The sequence below is a fragment of the Streptomyces sp. NPDC014995 genome (genome assembly GCF_043080745.1).
GTDB lineage: Bacteria > Actinomycetota > Actinomycetes > Streptomycetales > Streptomycetaceae > Streptomyces.
On the sequence record NZ_JBIBVX010000001.1, the window covers coordinates 147,423 to 164,764 of the forward strand.

17 protein-coding genes are annotated in these 17,342 nt (G+C 72.5%); 5 read left to right on the forward strand and 12 right to left on the reverse strand.

The window, feature by feature from the left end:
- Positions 1-256: 256 nt before the first annotated feature.
- On the forward strand, positions 257-1,468 hold the full coding sequence (locus ACF1A1_RS00665) for a TerD family protein (RefSeq protein WP_391645290.1): 1,212 nt from the start codon (positions 257-259) through the stop codon (positions 1,466-1,468).
- A 46-nt stretch (positions 1,469-1,514) separates the two neighbouring features.
- Here the strand turns inward: ACF1A1_RS00665 and ACF1A1_RS00670 are convergent, their stop codons facing one another.
- From ACF1A1_RS00670 to ACF1A1_RS00690, 5 genes are all read right to left on the reverse strand, one after another.
- On the reverse strand, positions 1,515-2,084 hold the full coding sequence (locus ACF1A1_RS00670) for a TetR/AcrR family transcriptional regulator (protein ID WP_391643945.1): 570 nt from the start codon (positions 2,082-2,084) through the stop codon (positions 1,515-1,517).
- 402 nt (positions 2,085-2,486) lie between these two features.
- Positions 2,487-3,515 carry a 1-aminocyclopropane-1-carboxylate deaminase gene (locus ACF1A1_RS00675; protein WP_391643946.1) on the reverse strand — a complete coding sequence of 343 codons (1,029 nt, stop codon included), beginning with the start codon at positions 3,513-3,515 and terminating at the stop codon, positions 2,487-2,489.
- Between the two features lie 19 nt (positions 3,516-3,534).
- Entirely contained in the window at positions 3,535-4,197 is a 663-nt protein-coding gene (locus ACF1A1_RS00680; protein WP_391643948.1) for a GntR family transcriptional regulator, read from the reverse strand.
- A 79-nt stretch (positions 4,198-4,276) separates the two neighbouring features.
- Positions 4,277-5,860 (reverse strand): TROVE domain-containing protein, encoded by a 1,584-nt coding sequence (locus ACF1A1_RS00685; RefSeq protein WP_391643950.1) that lies wholly within the window; start codon positions 5,858-5,860, stop codon positions 4,277-4,279.
- Positions 5,861-6,352: 492 nt separating this feature from the next.
- Entirely contained in the window at positions 6,353-7,780 is a 1,428-nt protein-coding gene (locus tag ACF1A1_RS00690; protein ID WP_391643952.1) for a hypothetical protein, read from the reverse strand.
- A 249-nt stretch (positions 7,781-8,029) separates the two neighbouring features.
- Between ACF1A1_RS00690 and ACF1A1_RS00695 the strand changes: the two genes are divergently transcribed.
- Positions 8,030-9,856 carry an endonuclease/exonuclease/phosphatase family protein gene (locus ACF1A1_RS00695; RefSeq protein ID WP_391643954.1) on the forward strand — a complete coding sequence of 609 codons (1,827 nt, stop codon included), beginning with the start codon at positions 8,030-8,032 and terminating at the stop codon, positions 9,854-9,856.
- A 99-nt stretch (positions 9,857-9,955) separates the two neighbouring features.
- On the forward strand, positions 9,956-10,972 hold the full coding sequence (locus tag ACF1A1_RS00700; RefSeq protein ID WP_391643956.1) for a YihY/virulence factor BrkB family protein: 1,017 nt from the start codon (positions 9,956-9,958) through the stop codon (positions 10,970-10,972).
- Positions 10,973-11,061: 89 nt separating this feature from the next.
- On the opposite strand, the gene ACF1A1_RS00705 is transcribed toward ACF1A1_RS00700, so the two are convergent.
- Both ACF1A1_RS00705 and ACF1A1_RS00710 read right to left on the reverse strand, forming a co-directional pair.
- Positions 11,062-11,625: a DUF3618 domain-containing protein gene (locus ACF1A1_RS00705; RefSeq protein ID WP_391643958.1), complete on the reverse strand. Its 564-nt coding sequence runs from the start codon at positions 11,623-11,625 to the stop codon at positions 11,062-11,064.
- Positions 11,622-12,041 carry a phage holin family protein gene (locus ACF1A1_RS00710; RefSeq protein ID WP_391643960.1) on the reverse strand — a complete coding sequence of 140 codons (420 nt, stop codon included), beginning with the start codon at positions 12,039-12,041 and terminating at the stop codon, positions 11,622-11,624. The genes ACF1A1_RS00705 and ACF1A1_RS00710 overlap by 4 nt, the downstream gene beginning before the upstream one ends.
- Positions 12,042-12,331: 290 nt before the next feature.
- Between ACF1A1_RS00710 and dapA the strand changes: the two genes are divergently transcribed.
- Together dapA and ACF1A1_RS00720 are read left to right on the forward strand one after the other, a co-directional pair.
- Positions 12,332-13,255 carry a 4-hydroxy-tetrahydrodipicolinate synthase gene (dapA, locus tag ACF1A1_RS00715; protein WP_391643962.1) on the forward strand — a complete coding sequence of 308 codons (924 nt, stop codon included), beginning with the start codon at positions 12,332-12,334 and terminating at the stop codon, positions 13,253-13,255.
- A 78-nt stretch (positions 13,256-13,333) separates the two neighbouring features.
- The gene (locus tag ACF1A1_RS00720) at positions 13,334-13,837 is read left to right on the forward strand and encodes a hypothetical protein (protein ID WP_391643964.1); all 504 of its coding nucleotides are present in this window, start codon (positions 13,334-13,336) and stop codon (positions 13,835-13,837) included.
- A 102-nt stretch (positions 13,838-13,939) separates the two neighbouring features.
- On the opposite strand, the gene ACF1A1_RS00725 is transcribed toward ACF1A1_RS00720, so the two are convergent.
- The 5 genes from ACF1A1_RS00725 to ACF1A1_RS00745 form a co-directional block, all read right to left on the reverse strand.
- On the reverse strand, positions 13,940-14,185 hold the full coding sequence (locus ACF1A1_RS00725) for a hypothetical protein (RefSeq protein ID WP_391643966.1): 246 nt from the start codon (positions 14,183-14,185) through the stop codon (positions 13,940-13,942).
- 159 nt (positions 14,186-14,344) lie between these two features.
- A complete protein-coding gene (locus tag ACF1A1_RS00730) occupies positions 14,345-15,586 on the reverse strand; it encodes a tyrosine-type recombinase/integrase (RefSeq protein ID WP_391643968.1) in 1,242 nt (413 codons plus the stop codon).
- Positions 15,586-15,795: a helix-turn-helix transcriptional regulator gene (locus ACF1A1_RS00735; protein WP_391643970.1), complete on the reverse strand. Its 210-nt coding sequence runs from the start codon at positions 15,793-15,795 to the stop codon at positions 15,586-15,588. The genes ACF1A1_RS00730 and ACF1A1_RS00735 overlap by 1 nt, the downstream gene beginning before the upstream one ends.
- Positions 15,789-17,162: a replication initiator protein RepSA gene (repSA, locus tag ACF1A1_RS00740; RefSeq protein ID WP_391643972.1), complete on the reverse strand. Its 1,374-nt coding sequence runs from the start codon at positions 17,160-17,162 to the stop codon at positions 15,789-15,791. Before repSA ends, ACF1A1_RS00735 begins: the two co-directional genes overlap by 7 nt.
- A complete protein-coding gene (locus ACF1A1_RS00745) occupies positions 17,155-17,340 on the reverse strand; it encodes a hypothetical protein (RefSeq protein ID WP_391643974.1) in 186 nt (61 codons plus the stop codon). Before ACF1A1_RS00745 ends, repSA begins: the two co-directional genes overlap by 8 nt.
- Positions 17,341-17,342: the final 2 nt, after the last annotated feature.

Consider the following 17,342-nt stretch of genomic DNA (forward strand, 5'->3'; position numbering starts at 1 on the left):
CACCCCCGCGCCCGCCGACGGGGGCGGCCAGGGCGGCGGCGACCCGCCGATGGGGCCCCCCCCGCCCCCCCGGCCCCCCCGGGGGGGGGGGGGGCCCCCCCCGGGCCCCCCCCGCCGCCGTGCCGCGAGATCGTGGTGGTCCCGTGGAGGATCCGCCCGCAGGGCCGGGGGCCACCTCCCATGCGGCCGGCCCGACCGAATGGGGACGGTAAGGGAACGGTAAAACGCCCTCGCTCGTTCACGGGGCATGACAGCTATGACCCCCGGCTCGAACATCCCTCTCCCCGTCGCCCGTGTGACGGTGGACGTCGCCGCCCCGGTACGGCTCGACGTTTCGGGCCTGCTGCTCACCGCCGACGGCAAGGTGCGCTCCGACGACGACTTCATCTTCTACAACCAGCCGAGCGGCCCCGGCGTGACGTACCGTTCCGGCGGCGGCACCGCCCCCGACGCGATCACGGTCGACACCTCCGCCCTCCCCCCGGGCATCGAGAAGATCGTCGTCACCGCGAGCCCCGACGCCGCCGGCCAGACCTTCCAGGGCGTCGAACCGACGGCCACCGTCCGCAACGCGGACGACAACAGCGTCCTGGCCACGTTCACGCCCCCGCAGCTCGGCACCGAGACCGCGCTGGTGGTCGTGGAGATCTACCTGCGCAACGGCGCCTGGAAGGCCCGCGCGGTGGGCCAGGGCTACGCCAACGGCCTGGCCGGCATCGCCACCGACTTCGGCGTCACGGTGGAGGAGCCCGCGCCGGCCCCGGCCCAGCCGGTCGCCCCGCCCACGCCCACCATGCAACCGCCGGTGACCCCGCCGGCGCCCCCGCTGTCCACCCCGGCGGCTCCCCCGGCCCCGCCCGCGCCGCCCGCCCCGCCCGCCCCCGGCGCCGGCAAGATCAACCTCGACAAGGGCCGCGTCAGCCTGCAGAAGAACCAGACCGTCTCCCTCGTCAAGGGCGGCCGCCCGCTGCTCTCGCAGGTCAGGATGGGCCTCGGCTGGGAGCCGGCGTACCGCGGCAGGGACATCGACCTGGACGCCTCGGTCATCGCCTACGGCCCCCAGCGCAACCACATCGACAGCTGCTACTTCGGCAAGCTGTCCATCGTGAACGGCGCGGTCAAGCACTCCGGCGACAACCTCACCGGCGAGGGCGGCGGCGACGACGAGGTGATCACCGTCGACCTCGGCCGTCTCCCCCAGGAGGTCACGGGCCTGGTCTTCACCGTCAACTCCTTCTCCGGCCAGAAGTTCACTGAGGTCGCCAAGGCCTACTGCCGCCTGCTGGACGCCGCGACCGGCGAGGAGCTCGTCCGCTTCGACCTCACCAGCGCCGAGCCGCAGACGGGCGTGATGATGGCCAAGCTGATCCGCCAGTTCACCGGCGAGTGGGAGATGACGGCCATGGGCGAGTTCGTGAAGGCCCGGACGGTGCGGAACATGGTGAAGCCGGCGGCCCAGGCCCTCTGACGGCACCGCGGCGGGCACCCCCGGCAGGGGGAGCCCGCCGCCGCCCTCACCGCCCGGCCCGCAACCCCTCCGTCAGCAGGGACACATACCGCCGGATGCAGTCGCCGTCCCCGTTCGCCAGTTCCGCCGCCGTCGACACACCGTGCGCCAGCCGCAGCACCTCGACGGGCTCGACGTCCGCCCGCAGGGTCCCCTCCCGCTGCGCCGCCCCGACGAGCCGGGTCGCCGCGTCCCGCACCCGCGTGCCGCAGGAGACCGCCGCGACGCCGCCGTCCGTGACGGCCGACCCGAGCAGGGCCTTCATCCCGCGGACCTGGAGGGTGCCGGCGCACAGCTCGTTCAGCCAGGCCACCAGCGCCTCGCCCGGCGGCAGCTCCTCGCCGAGCTCGTCGGCGCGCGCGGCGAGTGCCTCGACCCGGTCGACGTACGCCGCCTCCAGCAGCGCCTGACGCGTCGGGAAGTGCCGGTACAGCGTGCCGGAACCGACGCCCGCCCGCTTGGCGATGTCGTCGAGGGACGCGCCCTCCCCCTGCGCGGCGAAGGCCTCCGCCGCCGCCTCCAGCAACCGCCCGTAGTTGCGGCGAGCGTCCGCGCGCATGGGCTTGACCTGCGTCATCCAGTTACTCCTTGCGGACCGGGGAGTCTCTGCGCAGTCGTCGGAGACCGAACGGAGACAGCCCCCGCCCCTCTCTCCGGGCAGCTCGTGCTGCCCGCATGCTCCACCACTTCACCCGGGGACACCAGACGGGGAGCGCCCGGCCGGATGCCGTCCTCCCCGTCATCGCCACCGCCCACCCGAGGGCCGGCGTCGGCTCCACCGGTCGTCGACGTCGCCCGCCCGGCATCCGGCGCGGCCTGCCCCGGCCAGGAGGCCGGGAGCGGTGTCCGGCACGGCTACCCGGGACGGGACGTACACCCCCGGTGGAGACCCTCCCGGCGCGGCCCGCGCCGCGGAGATCGTCTCCCACGACGCGGGCCCGCGCGTTCGGCGCCGCTCCGCCGATCGCGCGGGCACGGCTCAGAACAGGGCGCTGTACGCGTTCAGCGCCGGCTGCCCGCCCAGGTGGGCGTAGAGCACGGTGGAGTCGCGGCCGATCTCGCCACGTGCGACCAGGTCGATCATCCCGGCCATCGACTTCCCCTCGTAGACGGGGTCGGTGACCATGCCCTCGGTCCGCGCGGCGAGCCTCATCGCCTCCAGGGTGGCCTCGTCGGGGACGCCGTAGACACCGGCGTGGTACCGCTCGTCCAGCTCGACGTCGGCCTCGGTCAACTCCCGCTCGACGCCGATGAGCCGGCCGGTGCGGTCGGCGATGCGGGCGATCTGCGCCCGGGTCTCGGAGGGCTTGGCGGAGGCGTCGACGCCGATCACGCGCCGGGGCCGGCCGCCCGCCTCCTCGAGCGCCGCGAACCCGGCGACCATGCCCGCCTGCGTCGACCCGGTCACCGAGCAGACGATCACGGTGTCGAAGAAGACGCCCGACTCCCGCTCCTGCTCGGCCACTTCGTAGGCCCAGCCGGCGAAGCCGAGACCGCCGAGCGGATGGTCGGAGGCCCCGGCCGGGATGGGGTACGGCTTGCCGCCCGCCTCCTCGACCTCGCGCAGCGCCTGCTCCCAGCTCTCCTTGAAGCCGATGCCGAACCCGGCCCGCACCAGCCGTACGTCGGCCCCGGCGAGCCGGCTGATCAGGATGTTGCCCACCTTGTCGTACACGGAGTCGGGCCACTCCACCCAGCTCTCCTGCACCAGCACGCACTTCAGTCCGGCGCGGGCGGCGACGGCCGCGACCTGCCGGGTGTGGTTGGACTGCACCCCGCCGATCGACACCAGCGTGTCGCAGCCCCGCGCGAGCGCGTCGGCGACCAGGTACTCCAGCTTGCGCGTCTTGTTCCCGCCGTACGCGACACCGGAGTTGCAGTCCTCCCGCTTCGCCCACAGGGAGGCTCCGCCGAGGTGTTCCGTCAGACGGTGCAGCGGGTGCACCGGCGAGGGGCCGAAGAGGAGCGGGTAGCGCTCGTACGCGGGAAACGGCGTGGCGAGGGACATGGGGCCTCCCGGAACGGGGTCAGGAGCAGGGTCGGTCGTCGGTTTCGGCCAGGTCGGCCAGGGTGCGCCAGATCTCCGCCGTGACCCGGACCGCCTCGTCCACGTCACCGCCGGCACACGCCTCGATCAGCCGGTCGTGCAGCCCGGCCGAACGGCAGGTGCCGCCCTCGCCGAAGCGCCGTCGCTCCAGCCGCCGGATGAGGGGGGTGTAGCGGGCGACCGTGGCGGCGGCCGCGCGGTTGCCGCCGACCCGGACCAGGACGTCGTGCAGTTCGTCGTCCGCGCGCAGGGCACCGTCCACGTCCCCGGCGCCCACGGCGGCGGCGAACCGCTCGTTGGCGGCGCGCATCGCCTCGACGTCCGCGGCGAACAGCCGGGGCACGGCGATCCGGGTGACCAGCTCGTGCATGGCCCCGACCACGGCCGCCGCGTCCCGTACGTCGGCGGCGACGACCGGGGTGACCCGTGTGTAGCTCTGCGGCTTGCTCTCCAGCAGCCCCTCGTCCACGAGCCGCGAGAAGGCCTCCCGCACCGGCGCCCGGGACAGCCCGAGCCGCTCGGCGAGATCGGCGTCACGCACCACCGCGCCCGGCTCGATCGCGCCGGTCACGATGGCGTCCCGGATGGCGGCGTACGCGCGCTCCCTGAGGAGGGTGCGGGGCACGGGTCGTAGAGGCTCCACGAACTGAAATGTTAGATATCAATCGGCTCCGAGAAAAGGGGCCCGCACCGGAGTGCGGGCCCCTGGGTGCCGGGAGCGGTCAGACGGCCCACGGCCAGTCGGCGTCCCGTGATGCTTCGAGCAGGGGCACCATCCGGAAGGCCGCGTCCGACAGCCCTCCGAACGTGTGCCGGTTCCCCTCCCCCGACGGGCCGTGGCCCGCCCGGTACCCGGCGAGGTTCCAGGTGTACACCGGCACCGAGGCCGGGACCTGCTCGGTCGGCGAGCCGTGCCGGCTGAACGTGTACTGCTCGTCGGTGACGATCAGCACCCGGTCGTGCTTCCTGTAGTGCTCGCGTACCGCCCCGGTCGTGTCGGTGCCGCCCAGGTCGCCGAAGCGCTCCAGGACCTTCAGCACCGACTCGCCCTCGCGGAACGCCACGCGGTTGCTGCCGGTCCCGAACTCGACGAGATCCGCGTCCGCCGCCCGCAGCGCGAGCGCCGTACCGAAGATCGCCGCCGCGTCGGCGCGGTTGAGGTCCGAGCGGTCCGACAGCCGCGAGAAGAACATCGAGCCCGAGCGGTCGACGAGCACCAGCGTGCGGCCGGGCAGCGCGGGCACGTTGCCCAGCGAGTGGCCGAGCGCCCGCTCCAGCGGGTACGCCCAGCGCAGCGACGGCGCGTGCTGGTACGCGGCGAGGTACCGGAAGGGGAACTGCCGTGAGCGCGCGACCTCCGCCGGGTCGCTGATCCGGGCCGCGACCTGGGCCGCCACCTCGTCGCAGACACCGGCCTCGTCGAAGTTGCGCAGGTTGCGGACCAGGGCCATCGGACCCATCGAGGGGATCACCGCCTCCCAGGCCGCCTTGTCCATCGGCCCCTGGAGCCAGCCCGCCAGCGCCTCCCAGGTCATCCCGGCCGCGGCGAGCCGCTCGGCGCCGCCCTCGGAGGTGACGACCGCGCGCCGCTCCGCGACCGGCAGCGCCATCAGCTCGCGGTGCGCGGTCAGGACCCGGCTGGACGCGGGCGGCACGGCGGTGTCCGGGTGGTGCCGGCGGTCCAGGGCGTACTGGAACAGCTCGCCCTGCCACGGCTTGTCCGGGTCCGGCGCCGCGTGCACGAGGTTGAGGATGTCGCCGAAGCGGTAGCCCTTGGAGGCGGTGTCGTACTTCAGCAGCGACGTGCCGCTGTAGAGGCGCCGTACGGCGTCGGCGATGCCGCGCTTGACGGGCTTGGGGACGTTGCGGCCGTAGGTCGCGGTCCAGTACGCGAGCAGCTCACCGGGCTCGTCCGGGCGCCGGAGCACCGAGTCGACGACCCGCCGGTTGGACGGACCGTCGGTCGTGTCCGCCGCCAGGCGTGCCCTGACGTACTCGGCGGCGCCCACGACGGCCGCCGTGCGCAGGTTGCCCTCGCCGCGCAGCCAGCCGAGCAGGCCGGCCGTCCAGGACGGGTCGGAGACGGCGAGTTCGCGCACGAGGCGGACGAACCGGTCGTCGCGGTCGGTGCCGTTCTCGTAGAAGGTCCGCTGTGTCACGAAGTGCGACACCGCGAGCAGGAAGAGCTCGGAGCGTGCGTCCCGCTCGTGGCCCCGGCCGCCCTCGCGCGTCCGCAGGACGCGGCCCGTGGTCCTCACACCGGAAGTGGGCTGCGCCCTGGCGGCACGGATGTTGAAGCGCGCCATGCTGAATTCCCCCCGAATTCTTTGTCCACTGCTGTCTGTTCGGAGAGAGGCGCGGCAGAGGGAGGGTGCCCGAGATCAGGAGTCGGCGACGGACTCAGCCAGATGCTCTACCGATTGAGCTACACCGACCCGAAGTCGATGACGGGATTCGAACCCGCAGCCGTCCGATCCAATGAAGTAACCGTTGCCTGCGCACCGGGCACCCACCGCATGCCGCGCCTCCCGAGATCAAGTCGGCTGCGGCCGGGATTCTTTGGACAGAAGAAGTAACCGCCGCCTTCGCACCGGGAGGTGCGCTGTCGTGATCTCACTGTAGGAGGCGCGGCACGCGGGCCGCGAACGAATTGTTGTCGGCCCGGGCCGCAGCGGAGTGGAGCAGGGGGCTCCCACCGGCCCTCCTCCACGCACCGGAAACTAATTCCCTCACCGCGCCGGAGAAGAGGACCTCACCGCGCCGGAGGCCAGGCCCTCACCGCGCCGGAGGAAATGCCCTCACCCGCCCTGCTGGGACCGCGCCTTGAACGCGGCCTTGCGGGCCTCCTTGGCGATCCTCTTGTCCGGGTGCAGCCGCCCCATCGCCTCCAGGACGTCGGCCGTGGCCGGGTGCTCCACCCGCCAGGCCGCGGAGAAGAAGCCGCTGTGCTGCTGGGCGAGCCCCTCGACGAGTCCCTGGAGTTCCTCGGAGTTGCCCTCGGCGGCCAGTTGGGCGGCCACGGTGTCGATGGTGAGCCAGAAGACGAGCTCCTCGGAGGGAGCCGGTACGTCGGCGGCGCCCAGCTCGCTCAGCCAGACCCGGGCGAGACCGCCCAGCTCGGGATCGTCGAGCACCTCCCGTACCGCCGGCTCGGCCTGTCCGCCGACGAGGGAGAGGGCCTGCTGGCAGCGCAGCCGGCGCAGCGGCGCGCCCGCGTCCGAGCCGCGGGCGGCGGCGAGCAACTCCCGTGCGGCGGCGACGGGTTCGCGGCGGGCCAGCCACTGCTCGGTCTCGGCGCGCGCGGAGCGCGGCCCGTAGGAGGCGCTGCCGTCGAGGAGGGCGTCGGCGCCCTTGTCGGCGAGGTCGCCGACGGTCGGGGCCTGGAATCCGGCCTCCAGCAGCCGGGCCCGCAGGCCGTACAGGCCGAGCGGGGTGAGCCGGACCATGCCGTAGCGGGAGACGTCGGTCTCGTCGACGGGTGCGGCGGGCTCCTCCTCGGGGTCGCCCATGAGGGCCTCGTCGACGGGCTGGTAGGCGACGAGCCCGATCGGCTCCAGGAGCCGGAACTGGTCGTCGAGGCGCATCATCGCGTCGGAGACCTGCTCCAGCATGTCGTTGGTGGGCTCGCCCGTGTCACCGGGGACGATCATGGATGCGGCGAGGGCGGGCAGCGGCACGGGGCCGTCGCCGGGGCCGTCCTCGGTGACGGTGAGCAGGTAGAGGTTGGCGAGCACGCCGTCGAGGAAGGCGGCCTCGCCCTCGGGGTCCCAGTCGAGCCGGGAGAAGTCGACCTCTCCTCCCTCGTCCATGGCCTCGATCAGGTCGTCGAGGTCGGGCACGCTCGCGTCGGCGAGCACCGCCTCGAGGGCGGCGAGCCAGACCGCGAGCACGTCGTGCGGGGAGCCGCCGGTCAGCAGGGCGAGGTCGTCGCCGGCGGTGACGGTGCCGGCCTCCTCGTCGGCGACGGCGACGAGCCCGGCGTCCACGGCGATCCGCCAGGCCTCGCTCGCGTGCGCGGCGGCCTCGTCGCCGGTCAGTCCGAGCGCCTCGGCGGCGGCCGGCAACTGCTCGTCGACGAGTCCGCCACCGGCGTCGACACGGGTGTCGGGTCCGGCCCAGCGGGCGAGACGGGCGGCGCGGGAGAGCAACGGGGTGGACAGCGCGTCGCGCGCCAGCTCCGCTTCGGGGTGCAGCCGTACGGGCGGCAGGGGGGAGCTGTCTGACATCGGCTGGTTCTCCTAGGACGCGTCGTGCCACTCAACCGCTCAGCCTAGACGGATATCCACCCATGCCGCCCGGTTCATCTCCCGGCCAGCGGCCGTACATGGCCGAAACCTTGACAAGTGGCCTGGCCAGGCAGGAGATTGACGCGCGTAGAAGTTGGGGGGACAGGTGTTCACTGGTTTCTACGCGCGTCGCCGCGCCCACGCCTCACCCTCGTCCCGGCGCTCATGCACGTCCCCGGAGGGAACCCGTTGCCTAGCAGGACTTCCGCGCGCCTCGCCGCGCTCACCGTCGCCGCCGTGTGTTCCGCGGCGTCCACCGTCGTCATCGCCGCGCCCGCGCACGCGGACTCCGTACGCATCCACGACATCCAGGGCACCACGCGCATCTCGCCGTACGCCGGCAAGCAGGTCACGGACGTGACCGGAATCGTCACCGGCGTACGCGCCTACGGCTCCTCCAAGGGCTTCTGGATCCAGGACCCGAACCCGGACGCCGACCCGGTCACCAGCGAGGGCGTCTTCGTCTTCACCAGCTCCACCCCGAAGGTCGCCGTGGGTGACGCGGTCACCGTCTCCGGCACCGTCTCGGAGTTCGTCCCGGGCGGCACCTCGTCCGGCAACCAGGCGGTGACGGAGATCGTCCGCCCCACGGTGACCGTGGTCTCCAGCGGCAACCCGGTCCCGGCGGCGACCGTCGTCGACGCCAGGTCGGTCCCGGCCGCGTACGCCCCGGCGGGCGACCCGGCCGCGAACAACTCGATCAACGGCCTCACCCTGCGGCCGGGCACGTACGCCCTGGACTACTACGAGTCCCTGGAGGGCATGAACGTCCAGGTCGGCGACGTGCGGGTGGTCGGCGCCACCGACCCGTACACCGAGTTGTGGGTCACGGTGAAGCCGTGGGAGAACCGCAACCGCCGCGGCGGCACGGTCTACGGCTCCTACGACTCCCAGAACACCGGCCGGTTGCAGATCCAGTCGCTCGGCAAGGTCGCCGACTTCCCCGCGGCGAACGTCGGCGACACGCTCACCGGCGCCACCGCGGGCCCGCTGGACTACAACCAGTTCGGCGGCTACACCCTCGTCGCCAACCGGATCGGCACCCTGAAGAGCGCCGGTCTGGAGCGGGAGACGACGCGCAAGCAGAAGAACGGCGAGCTGGCCGTCGCGACGTACAACGTCGAGAACCTCGACCCGGGCGACGCCACCTTCGAGGAGCACGCCTCCGCGATCGTGCACAGCCTGAAGTCGCCCGACATCGTGTCCCTGGAGGAGATCCAGGACAACAACGGCGCGACGAACGACGGCACGGTCGCCGCCGACCGGACGCTGGCCAAGCTGACGGACGCGATCGTCGCGGCGGGCGGCCCGAGGTACGACTGGCGCTCGATCGACCCGGCCGACAACACCGACGGCGGCGAGCCGGGCGGCAACATCCGCCAGGTGTTCCTGTTCAACCCGGAGCGCGTCTCCTTCACCGACCGCGCGGGCGGCGACGCCACGACCGCCGCCGGCGTCACCGAGGAGCGCGGCAAGGCGGCGCTGACGGTCTCCCCCGGCCGGATCGACCCGGCGAACGCGGCCTGGAAGTCCAGCCGCAAGCCGCTGGTCGGCGAGTTCGCCTTCCGGGGCCGCACGGTCTTCGTCATCGCCAACCACTTCAACTCCAAGGGCGGCGACCAGGGGCTGACCGCGCAGTACCAGCCGGTGGCGCGCAGCTCCGAGACCCAGCGCCACCAGCAGGCGGCGCTCGTCAACGCCTTCGTCAAGGACATCCTCGACACCCAGAAGAACGCGGACGTCATCGCCCTCGGCGACATCAACGACTTCGAGTTCTCCGGCACCACCGAGGTCCTCGAGGGTGACGGCGAGCTGTGGTCGGCGATCAAGTCGCTGCCGAAGAGCGAGCGTTACTCGTACGTCTACCAGGGCAACAGCCAGGTCCTCGACCAGATCCTGGTCAGCCCGTCGATCCGGCGCGGCTGCGACTTCGAGTACGACAGCGTGCACATCAACGCGGAGTTCAACGACCAGATCAGCGACCACGACCCGCAGGTGCTGCGCTTCAAGCCGTAGCCGTCGTCGTCCTCACGGGGTCCCCGGGGCCGGCCGAACACCGCGTTCGGCCGGCCCCTCCACGCGGTTCGCGGCCCGTTTTCGGGAGACCCGCAGCTCATGGACGAAGACACGGACGACAGGGACGGCCAGGACAGTCCCGGACGGTTGCCCGCACGGTCGTGGTGGGCGGTGACGCGGCGCACGGCGAAGGAACTGCTCGACGACGAACTCTCCGACCGTGCCGCCGCGTTGACGTACTACGGCGTGCTGTCGCTGTTCCCGGCGCTGCTGGTGATGGTGTCCCTGCTGGGAGTGGTGGGGCAGCGGGCCACGGATCAGATCCTCGACAACATCGGAGACTTGGCACCGGGGCCCGCGCGGGAGATCCTGCGGGACGCGGTGGTCCAGCTCGGCGACAGCGGCGGCACCGGGAGCGTGCTCGCGGTCGTCGGCCTGCTCGCCGCCCTGTGGTCGGCGTCCGGGTACGTCGCCGCGTTCATCCGGGCGTCCAACGCGGTGTACGACCTGCCGGAGGGCCGCCCGGTGTGGAAGCTGACCCCGCTGCGGCTGGCGCTGACCGTGACGCTGATGCTGATGCTGGCGGCGAGCGCGCTGATCGTCGTCTTCACCGGGCCGGTGGCCGAGCGGGCGGGACGACTGGTGGGCCTCGGTGACGCGGCGATCGCGGTGTGGGGCGTCGCCAAGTGGCCGGTGCTGCTGCTGCTGGTCGTGCTGATGATCGCCCTGCTGTACTGGGCGGCCCCCAACGTCCGCGGCCGCGGCTTCCGTTGGGTCTCCCCCGGCAGCGTCCTCGCCACGCTGATCTGGGTGGGCGCCTCCGCCGGGTTCGCGGTCTACGCGGCCAACTTCTCCCTCTACAACCGGACGTACGGCACCCTCGCCGGTGCCGTGGTCTTCCTGGTGTGGCTGTGGCTGAGCAACATGGCGATCCTGCTGGGGCTGGAGTTCGACGCCGAGCTGGCCCGCGAGCGGGCGGTGGCCCGTGGTGGACGGACGGTGGCGGAGGAGCCGTACGTGGAGCCCCGGGACGTCCGCAAGTGGCCGACGCGGTTGCGGACGGCCTGGTGCGGGGCGCGCCGCGGGGGCGGGATGTGGAAGGCGGCGCGCAGGTGAGCGGGGCACGGGAAACGGTGGATGAGTGATCAGACGGGCAGGGGAAGGGCCCGGCACCCGCGGTGGGGGTGCCGGGCCCGGTCCGGCCTCTAGCGACCGGCCCTGCGCCGTGTCAGCACGGCCACCGCGACGAGCGTCGCGCCCGCCGCGACCAGCAGCACCGGCCCCGGGTGCCGCGTCGCGAACCCCACCGGCGCACGCAGCGGCCCGGGGGCGTGCTGCTCGACGGTGTGGCCGGCCCGGGAGGCCCGCTCCTGGAGGTCGTGACCGGCGTGCGTGGTCCTGTCCTGGAGGGTGTGGCCGGTCTCCTTCGCCTTGTCCTGAAGGGTGTGACCGGTCTCCTTGGCCTTGTCCTGGACGGCGTGACCGGCGTCCTTCGCCCTGTCCTGGACGGCGTGGCCCGCGCCCTTCGCCTTGTCCTGGACGGTGTGGGTCGCCTGGGCCGCCGTGCTGCGGAGTTGAACGGTCATCGCGCCGGCACGGTCGCGGAGGTCGGCCGCGCGGGCCCGTGCCCGGCCCCGGATGTCCGTCTTCGCGGCCAGCTCCTCCACCGTCCGACCCAGCTGGCTCCTGGTCTCCGCGATCTGCCGACGCAGGTCCGCGGTGCCGCCGGCCCCGGTCGCCGTGCCGTCCGACCCTTTCCTGTCCGTCATCGGTGCGCCCTTTCCCTGATCTCCTCGACGTCCGCCCTGACGCTGCCGAGAGCTTCCTCGGGGGTGGGAGGTGTGGCCCGGCGCAGCTGGCCGCGGCCGGTCACGGCCAGTACGGCGGCGATCACGAACAGCACCGCCGTCACGATGAGCGCCGCGGCCCAGACGGGCAGCGCCAGCGAGAGAGCGGCGACGCCCGTGCCGGCGAGGGCGAGCAGGCCCGCGTAGGCGAACGCGCCCGCCGCCCCGAGCAGACCTCCGCCGCGGCCGGCGCGACGGCCCTTCTCCGCCAGCTCCTCCTTGGCGAGGGCGATCTCCTGCCGTACGAGCCGGGAAAGCTGCTCGGTGGCCTGGCCGACGAGTTCGCCGACCGTGTGGTGCCCGTCCTGGACGGGCCGGGTGTGGATGGTCCCGGTCACGGTGTTCCGCCTCCTCTCGGTTTCGGAATCATCCGGGTACCCCGGCGGGCCGCCACTACCCCTGCGCCGTTCCGCCGGGACCGCCCCCACCGACCCTCGCCGACCGGCCCCGGAACCAGTCGAGCCGACCGGCAACCGGGCAGCGTGGGCGGCCAGTTCGGGCCCACCGAGGTCATCGCGGGCGACACCGTACGCCACCCCGCCCGATCGCGCACGCCACAGCACTGCTTACCCGTACCTCGTAGCAGATTTAAGTGGAGCTTCACGATCGCCCTGTCGAAACTACTCCCATGACGAACACACGCCCGCTCGCCCCGCCCTTCGGCCGCGCCCTCTGCGCGATGGTCACCCCCTTCACCGGGGCGGGCGCCCTCGACCTCGACGGAGCCCAGCGGCTGGCCGGGCGGCTGGTGGCGGGGGGCTGCGACGGACTCGTGCTGTCCGGGACGACGGGCGAGTCGCCGACGACCACGGACGCCGAGAAGGCCGAGCTGGTGCGGGCCGTACGCGCGGCCGTCGGCGACCGTGTCTCCCTGGTGGCGGGCGTGGGCACCGCCGACACCCGCCACACCGTCGACCTCGCCCTCGCCGCCGGGAAGGCCGGCGCGGACGGGGTGCTGGTGGTCAGCCCGTACTACAGCCGCCCCCCGCAGGACGCCCTGGAGGCCCACTTCCGGGAGGTGGCGGACGCGTCCGGACTGCCCGTCATGCTGTACGACATCCCCGGCCGCACCGGCACCCGCATCGAGCCGGAGACCCTGGTCCGGCTCGCCGGGCATCCCCGGGTCGTCGCCGTCAAGGACTGCTCCTACGACCTCCTCGGCACCCAGAAGGTGCTGTCCCGCACCGAGCTGGCGTACTACGCCGGCTGCGACGAGCAGATCCTCGCGCTGTACGCGGTGGGTGCCGTGGGCTACGTCAGCACCGTCGCCAACGTCGCGCCGGAGCAACTCCGGTCGATCATCGACGCGTTCGACGCGGGCGACACCGGCGGGGCCGCGCGCCTCCAGCAACGGGCCATGGAACTCATCGAGTTGACGATGGCCGCGGGTCTGCCCGGCACCGTCACCGCCAAGGCCCTGCTGGACGACCTGGGCCTGCCGGCCGGGCCGGTCCGCGCGCCGCTGCGCCCCGCCGGGCACGAGACACGCGAGGGACTGCGGGCCGCCTACGACCGGCTCGTCGCCGCCCCCGACCGGCTCACGACCGCCTGAGAACGACGCGCCGTCCCCACCCGGGCGGCCGCGAGGAACGTCCGCGCGGCCCCCTCCGCTCCGCCGTACGGTGAGCGGATGAGCCGCCCGCTGCTGTTCCTCGACGTCGACGGCCCCCTCAACCCGTACGCCGCCCAGCCCGAGCGCCGGCCCGCCGGCTACACGACGATCAGGGCCACCGTCCGGCCCGGCCACCCCCTGCGGGTCTGGCTCAACCCCGACCACGGGCCCGCCCTGCTGGCCCTCCCCTACGAACTGTGCTGGGCGACGACCTGGATGGCCGAGGCCAACCGCTGGATCGCCCCTGTGGTCGGACTGCCCGAGCTGCCGTTCGTGGACTTCGGCGAGGGACTGTTCGCCACACGGCCCGACGGGGTGCACTGGAAGACGGAGGCCATCGTCGCGCACGCCGCGGGACGCCCCTTCGCCTGGGTGGACGACGAGCAGTCACCCGCCGACGCGGCGTACGTCACCCGGCATCACCCCGCGCCGGCTCTCCTGCATTACGTGAACCCACGGGTCGGACTGCGGGAACCCGACTTCGAGACGCTGGCGCGGTTCGCCGCGCGGCTGCGGGGGTGAATTGGTGTTTCACGGCCCCGACGTCGCGCCGCGCCGGACAGGTCCGCAGCCTGCCCGACGCGCCGCAAGCTCACGGGGCCGTGATCGCCCGCCCCATGACACTCACCGTGCGGCGAGGGCCGCGGCCCGACGGCGCAGGTCCCACGCCCTGAACCGGCCGCTGACGAAGATGCCGACCCCGACGGACAGGGCGATCAGCACGGCTGAGGGCCCGGCCCCGAGGGAGACCGAGTGGGGCCTGGATGCCAGCGACAGCACAGACATGATCGCCGCGAGGGTCGCGGCGGAACCGGCGAGGAAGACCGCCAGTTCCGCCCACCACATCGCCCTGGTTGGTTGAGTCGTCACGGCATCGTTCTCCACCATGGGCCGTCCGGGCCGGCCAACGGAGACCGCTCGTCGCAGTACGGGGCCGGCCGCGGGGACGGACGGAGGGATGAGGCGGCCGCAGGCCGCGGCCGCCGGTGATCAGTTGTGGCTGTTCTGAATCATGAGCAGGTCAGACGATCAACCCGCCTCAGGGGCCGTTTCGGGGCCGTCATCGGTGCTCTCCGGGTCCCGGAAGACGCGATCCACGGCGGCCCGGGTGCGCGCCTCGCTGTTCGGCATCAGGTGCGTGTACGTGCGGAGAGTGAAACTCGGGTCGTGGTGACCCAGGTACTCGCTCAGGGCCTTGATGCTCTCCCCCGCGTCCAGGAGCACGGAGGCGTAGAAGTGACGGAGGGCATGCATGCCGTTCTCGCGTCCAAGCGGTATGCCGGCCGAAGTGAGAGCCGGACGCCATACGGACCGGTTGAAGCGGAACCGGTGCAGCCATTGACGCCGAGCGTTGACGAACAGCAGCGAGGCCGTGACGGGCGGGCCGTCCGGGCTCTTCCACGGCAAGGTGACCTCCACCGGCTCGTGCTTCGTGATGTGGGCCGCCAGCGCGAAGGAGACTGTCTCGGGCAGCGGGACGTGACGTTCCTTGCCACCCTTCGGCGGGCCAAAGATCGCCTGCACGCCACGTATGAGCTTGACCTGTCGGACCACACGAACCGTGCCGCTGAGGAAGTCGATGTCCTCAACGGCAAGGCCGAAGATCTCGCCCTGTCGGAGCCCACAGCCAGCCCCAAGGGAAACCATCTCCTGGTAAGCGTCCGGCAGCGCCTCGTGCATGGCCATGACGCGATCGAGGGACCACGGCTTGACCTTCCGGCCGTCGAGGGAGGGCGCCCGGACAGAGCGGGCCCGGCACGGGTTTTCGGCGATGATCCGGTCTTCCACGGCAGCCGTGAAGACCGCCGACACGTTGGCGAAGATCGACCGTCGATAGGACGCCGCACGTCCCGTCTCCTCTAGCTGTCGCATCCACGCCCGCAGGTGCGAGGGCCGAAAGGACGCCATGGGCCGATCACCGAGGTACGGAAAGGCGTGGACCCTGAGACGAATCTCGACGCTTTCACGGGTCACCGGGTCGATGGTCAGCGCCGCCATCCATTCCTTGGCGTACTGCGCGAAGGTCACCGAGCCCGCCGCCGGGTCGATGTACCGACCTTGGGACATGTCCGCTTCGATGTTGGACAGCCAGGCTTCGGCCTTGCGCTTCTGCTTGTCCGGGAAGCTTTTGGACTTCTCGGAGCCGTCCGGCGCGATGTACCGGGCGCGGTAGCGGTGGCCGACGCCGAAACGGTCGGCCTTGACCCTGACAGGCTTGCCGTCCGGGCCGGGAGCGCTCTTGTACCAGCGGTCTTGGATGTGTCCGGCCATCAGGCAGCGGTTCCTTCCATACGGGACTTGACCCAGGCGCGAACGTCGTCAGGGTCGTAGCGAAGGTGCCGGCCGACACGGAAGCCGCGGGGGCCGATGCGCTTGCGGCGCCACTGGTAGACCGTCTCGACGCTGGGCAGCTCGAAGAGCTCGACCAGGTCCTCAGGGGTCAGGTATCGGGCGGGCAGTCGTGTTGCCACGGTCACCACTCCCCTACGTCCGGCAGAACGGCAAGCGCCTCGCGGGCCGTCTGGCGGTTAACTTGGAGGCCGCGGGCGATGGTGGCGGCCAGGACGGATTCGCCGGGCGTGTGGCCATGGCCCGCGTACTGCCAGTCGGCGAGGACCAGGACGGTGTCCGGCTCCTGGTCCTCGAGGCCGAGGGCGGCGTGCTCCTGCGCGGCGCGGTAGTCGGCACGGGTCTGGCGCAGGGCGCCGAGGGTGGTGGAGTAGCGGCGGGACTTGGAGGAGAAGTGGCCGCGGAAGCCGAGCATGTGAGCCCAGGCCCACAGGCGCCGGTCCGGGTACAGCGGATCGAGGAGCTTGCACGCCTCGATGAGGCGTCGGGTGTGGTCCGGGACGCCGTGGCGGTCGAGTTCGGACAGTTCACCGATGCGGCGGTCTAGGGTGCCCGTGTTCTCGGCGGCCTTGGTGGCGTACTTCGCGACGTAGGAGGCGACGGCCTGTTCCGTGATGTCGGAACCGTCCCCAAAGGCTTTGACCGGCCGGACGTCGAGCTGTCGGCCCCAGCGGAACGTCCGGGCCGGTTGGTCGGCGGCGGCCGGGACGGAGATCGAGGTGTAGGAGTGAGCTGCAGCGGCTCGGATCGCGTCGGAGAGGAGATCGACCGTGGCCCAGGTCGGCGGCGGGGATCCAGGGCCGTCCGGTCCGTCGAGGCGGATCACGGCATGGAAGTGCAGCGCACCCCGCTTCTGGAACTCCGCGACCTTGCCGTACGACAGCCGGGCCGACTCCTTCAACTCCCGCTGGGAGAGGCCGGCGCGGGCGGCGACTTCACGGCGGAGCCGGTTGGTGAAGCGTTGCCAGAGCTGTCCGGCGTGATTGTTGAACAGCACCGTGCCCGCGTAGTCGTACGTCTCCGGGTCGAGGGCCGTGCCGAGGGCGGGATCTTCGGGGGTGTGGCGGGTGCCGCATCGGCAGACGCCTCGGTCCGGGCGGTTGTGCACGCGGCCGAACGAGGGTGCGGTGAGGGTGGCGAAGACGCGGGGATGGTCGCGGACGGTGGCGGGGACGTCGCGGCGGTCGTCCCCGGCGAGCCCGGCGCGTATGAGGTGGTAGGTGTCGCCCGCGTACGTCCAGGCGCAGGAGGGGCAGCGGGAGGCTCGGCGGTTGCCGCAAGCGAGGCGGAGTCGCCCGCCCGGTTCGCCCTCGGTGGAGTAGTGGTGCAGGGTCTCGCCGGTCGTCTTGTCCTTGTGCAGGACCCAGCCGGTCAGGTGGATGGGGTCGGCACAGCCGCCGGTGCGGCGTATCTGCTCGTGCCAGCGGTGGTAGTCAGAGGCCGAAGCCACCCTCAGCAGGTCGCCGAGGGTGGCACGGTCGAGCAGCTGCTCAGGCACGGGCACCCTCCCGGTCAAGGCGGGTGCGGGTGACGCCGAGGCCGTTGCAGGCCGGGCAGTGGGCGGTGATGGTGCGCAGGTGGCCACGGTGGTCGCGGCCGCCGAGGGTGACGGCGACGGAGGCGAAGCCGTCGCAGGCCGGGCAGATCCTCGGCGGGGGCGAGCTGTGGTGGGCCATGA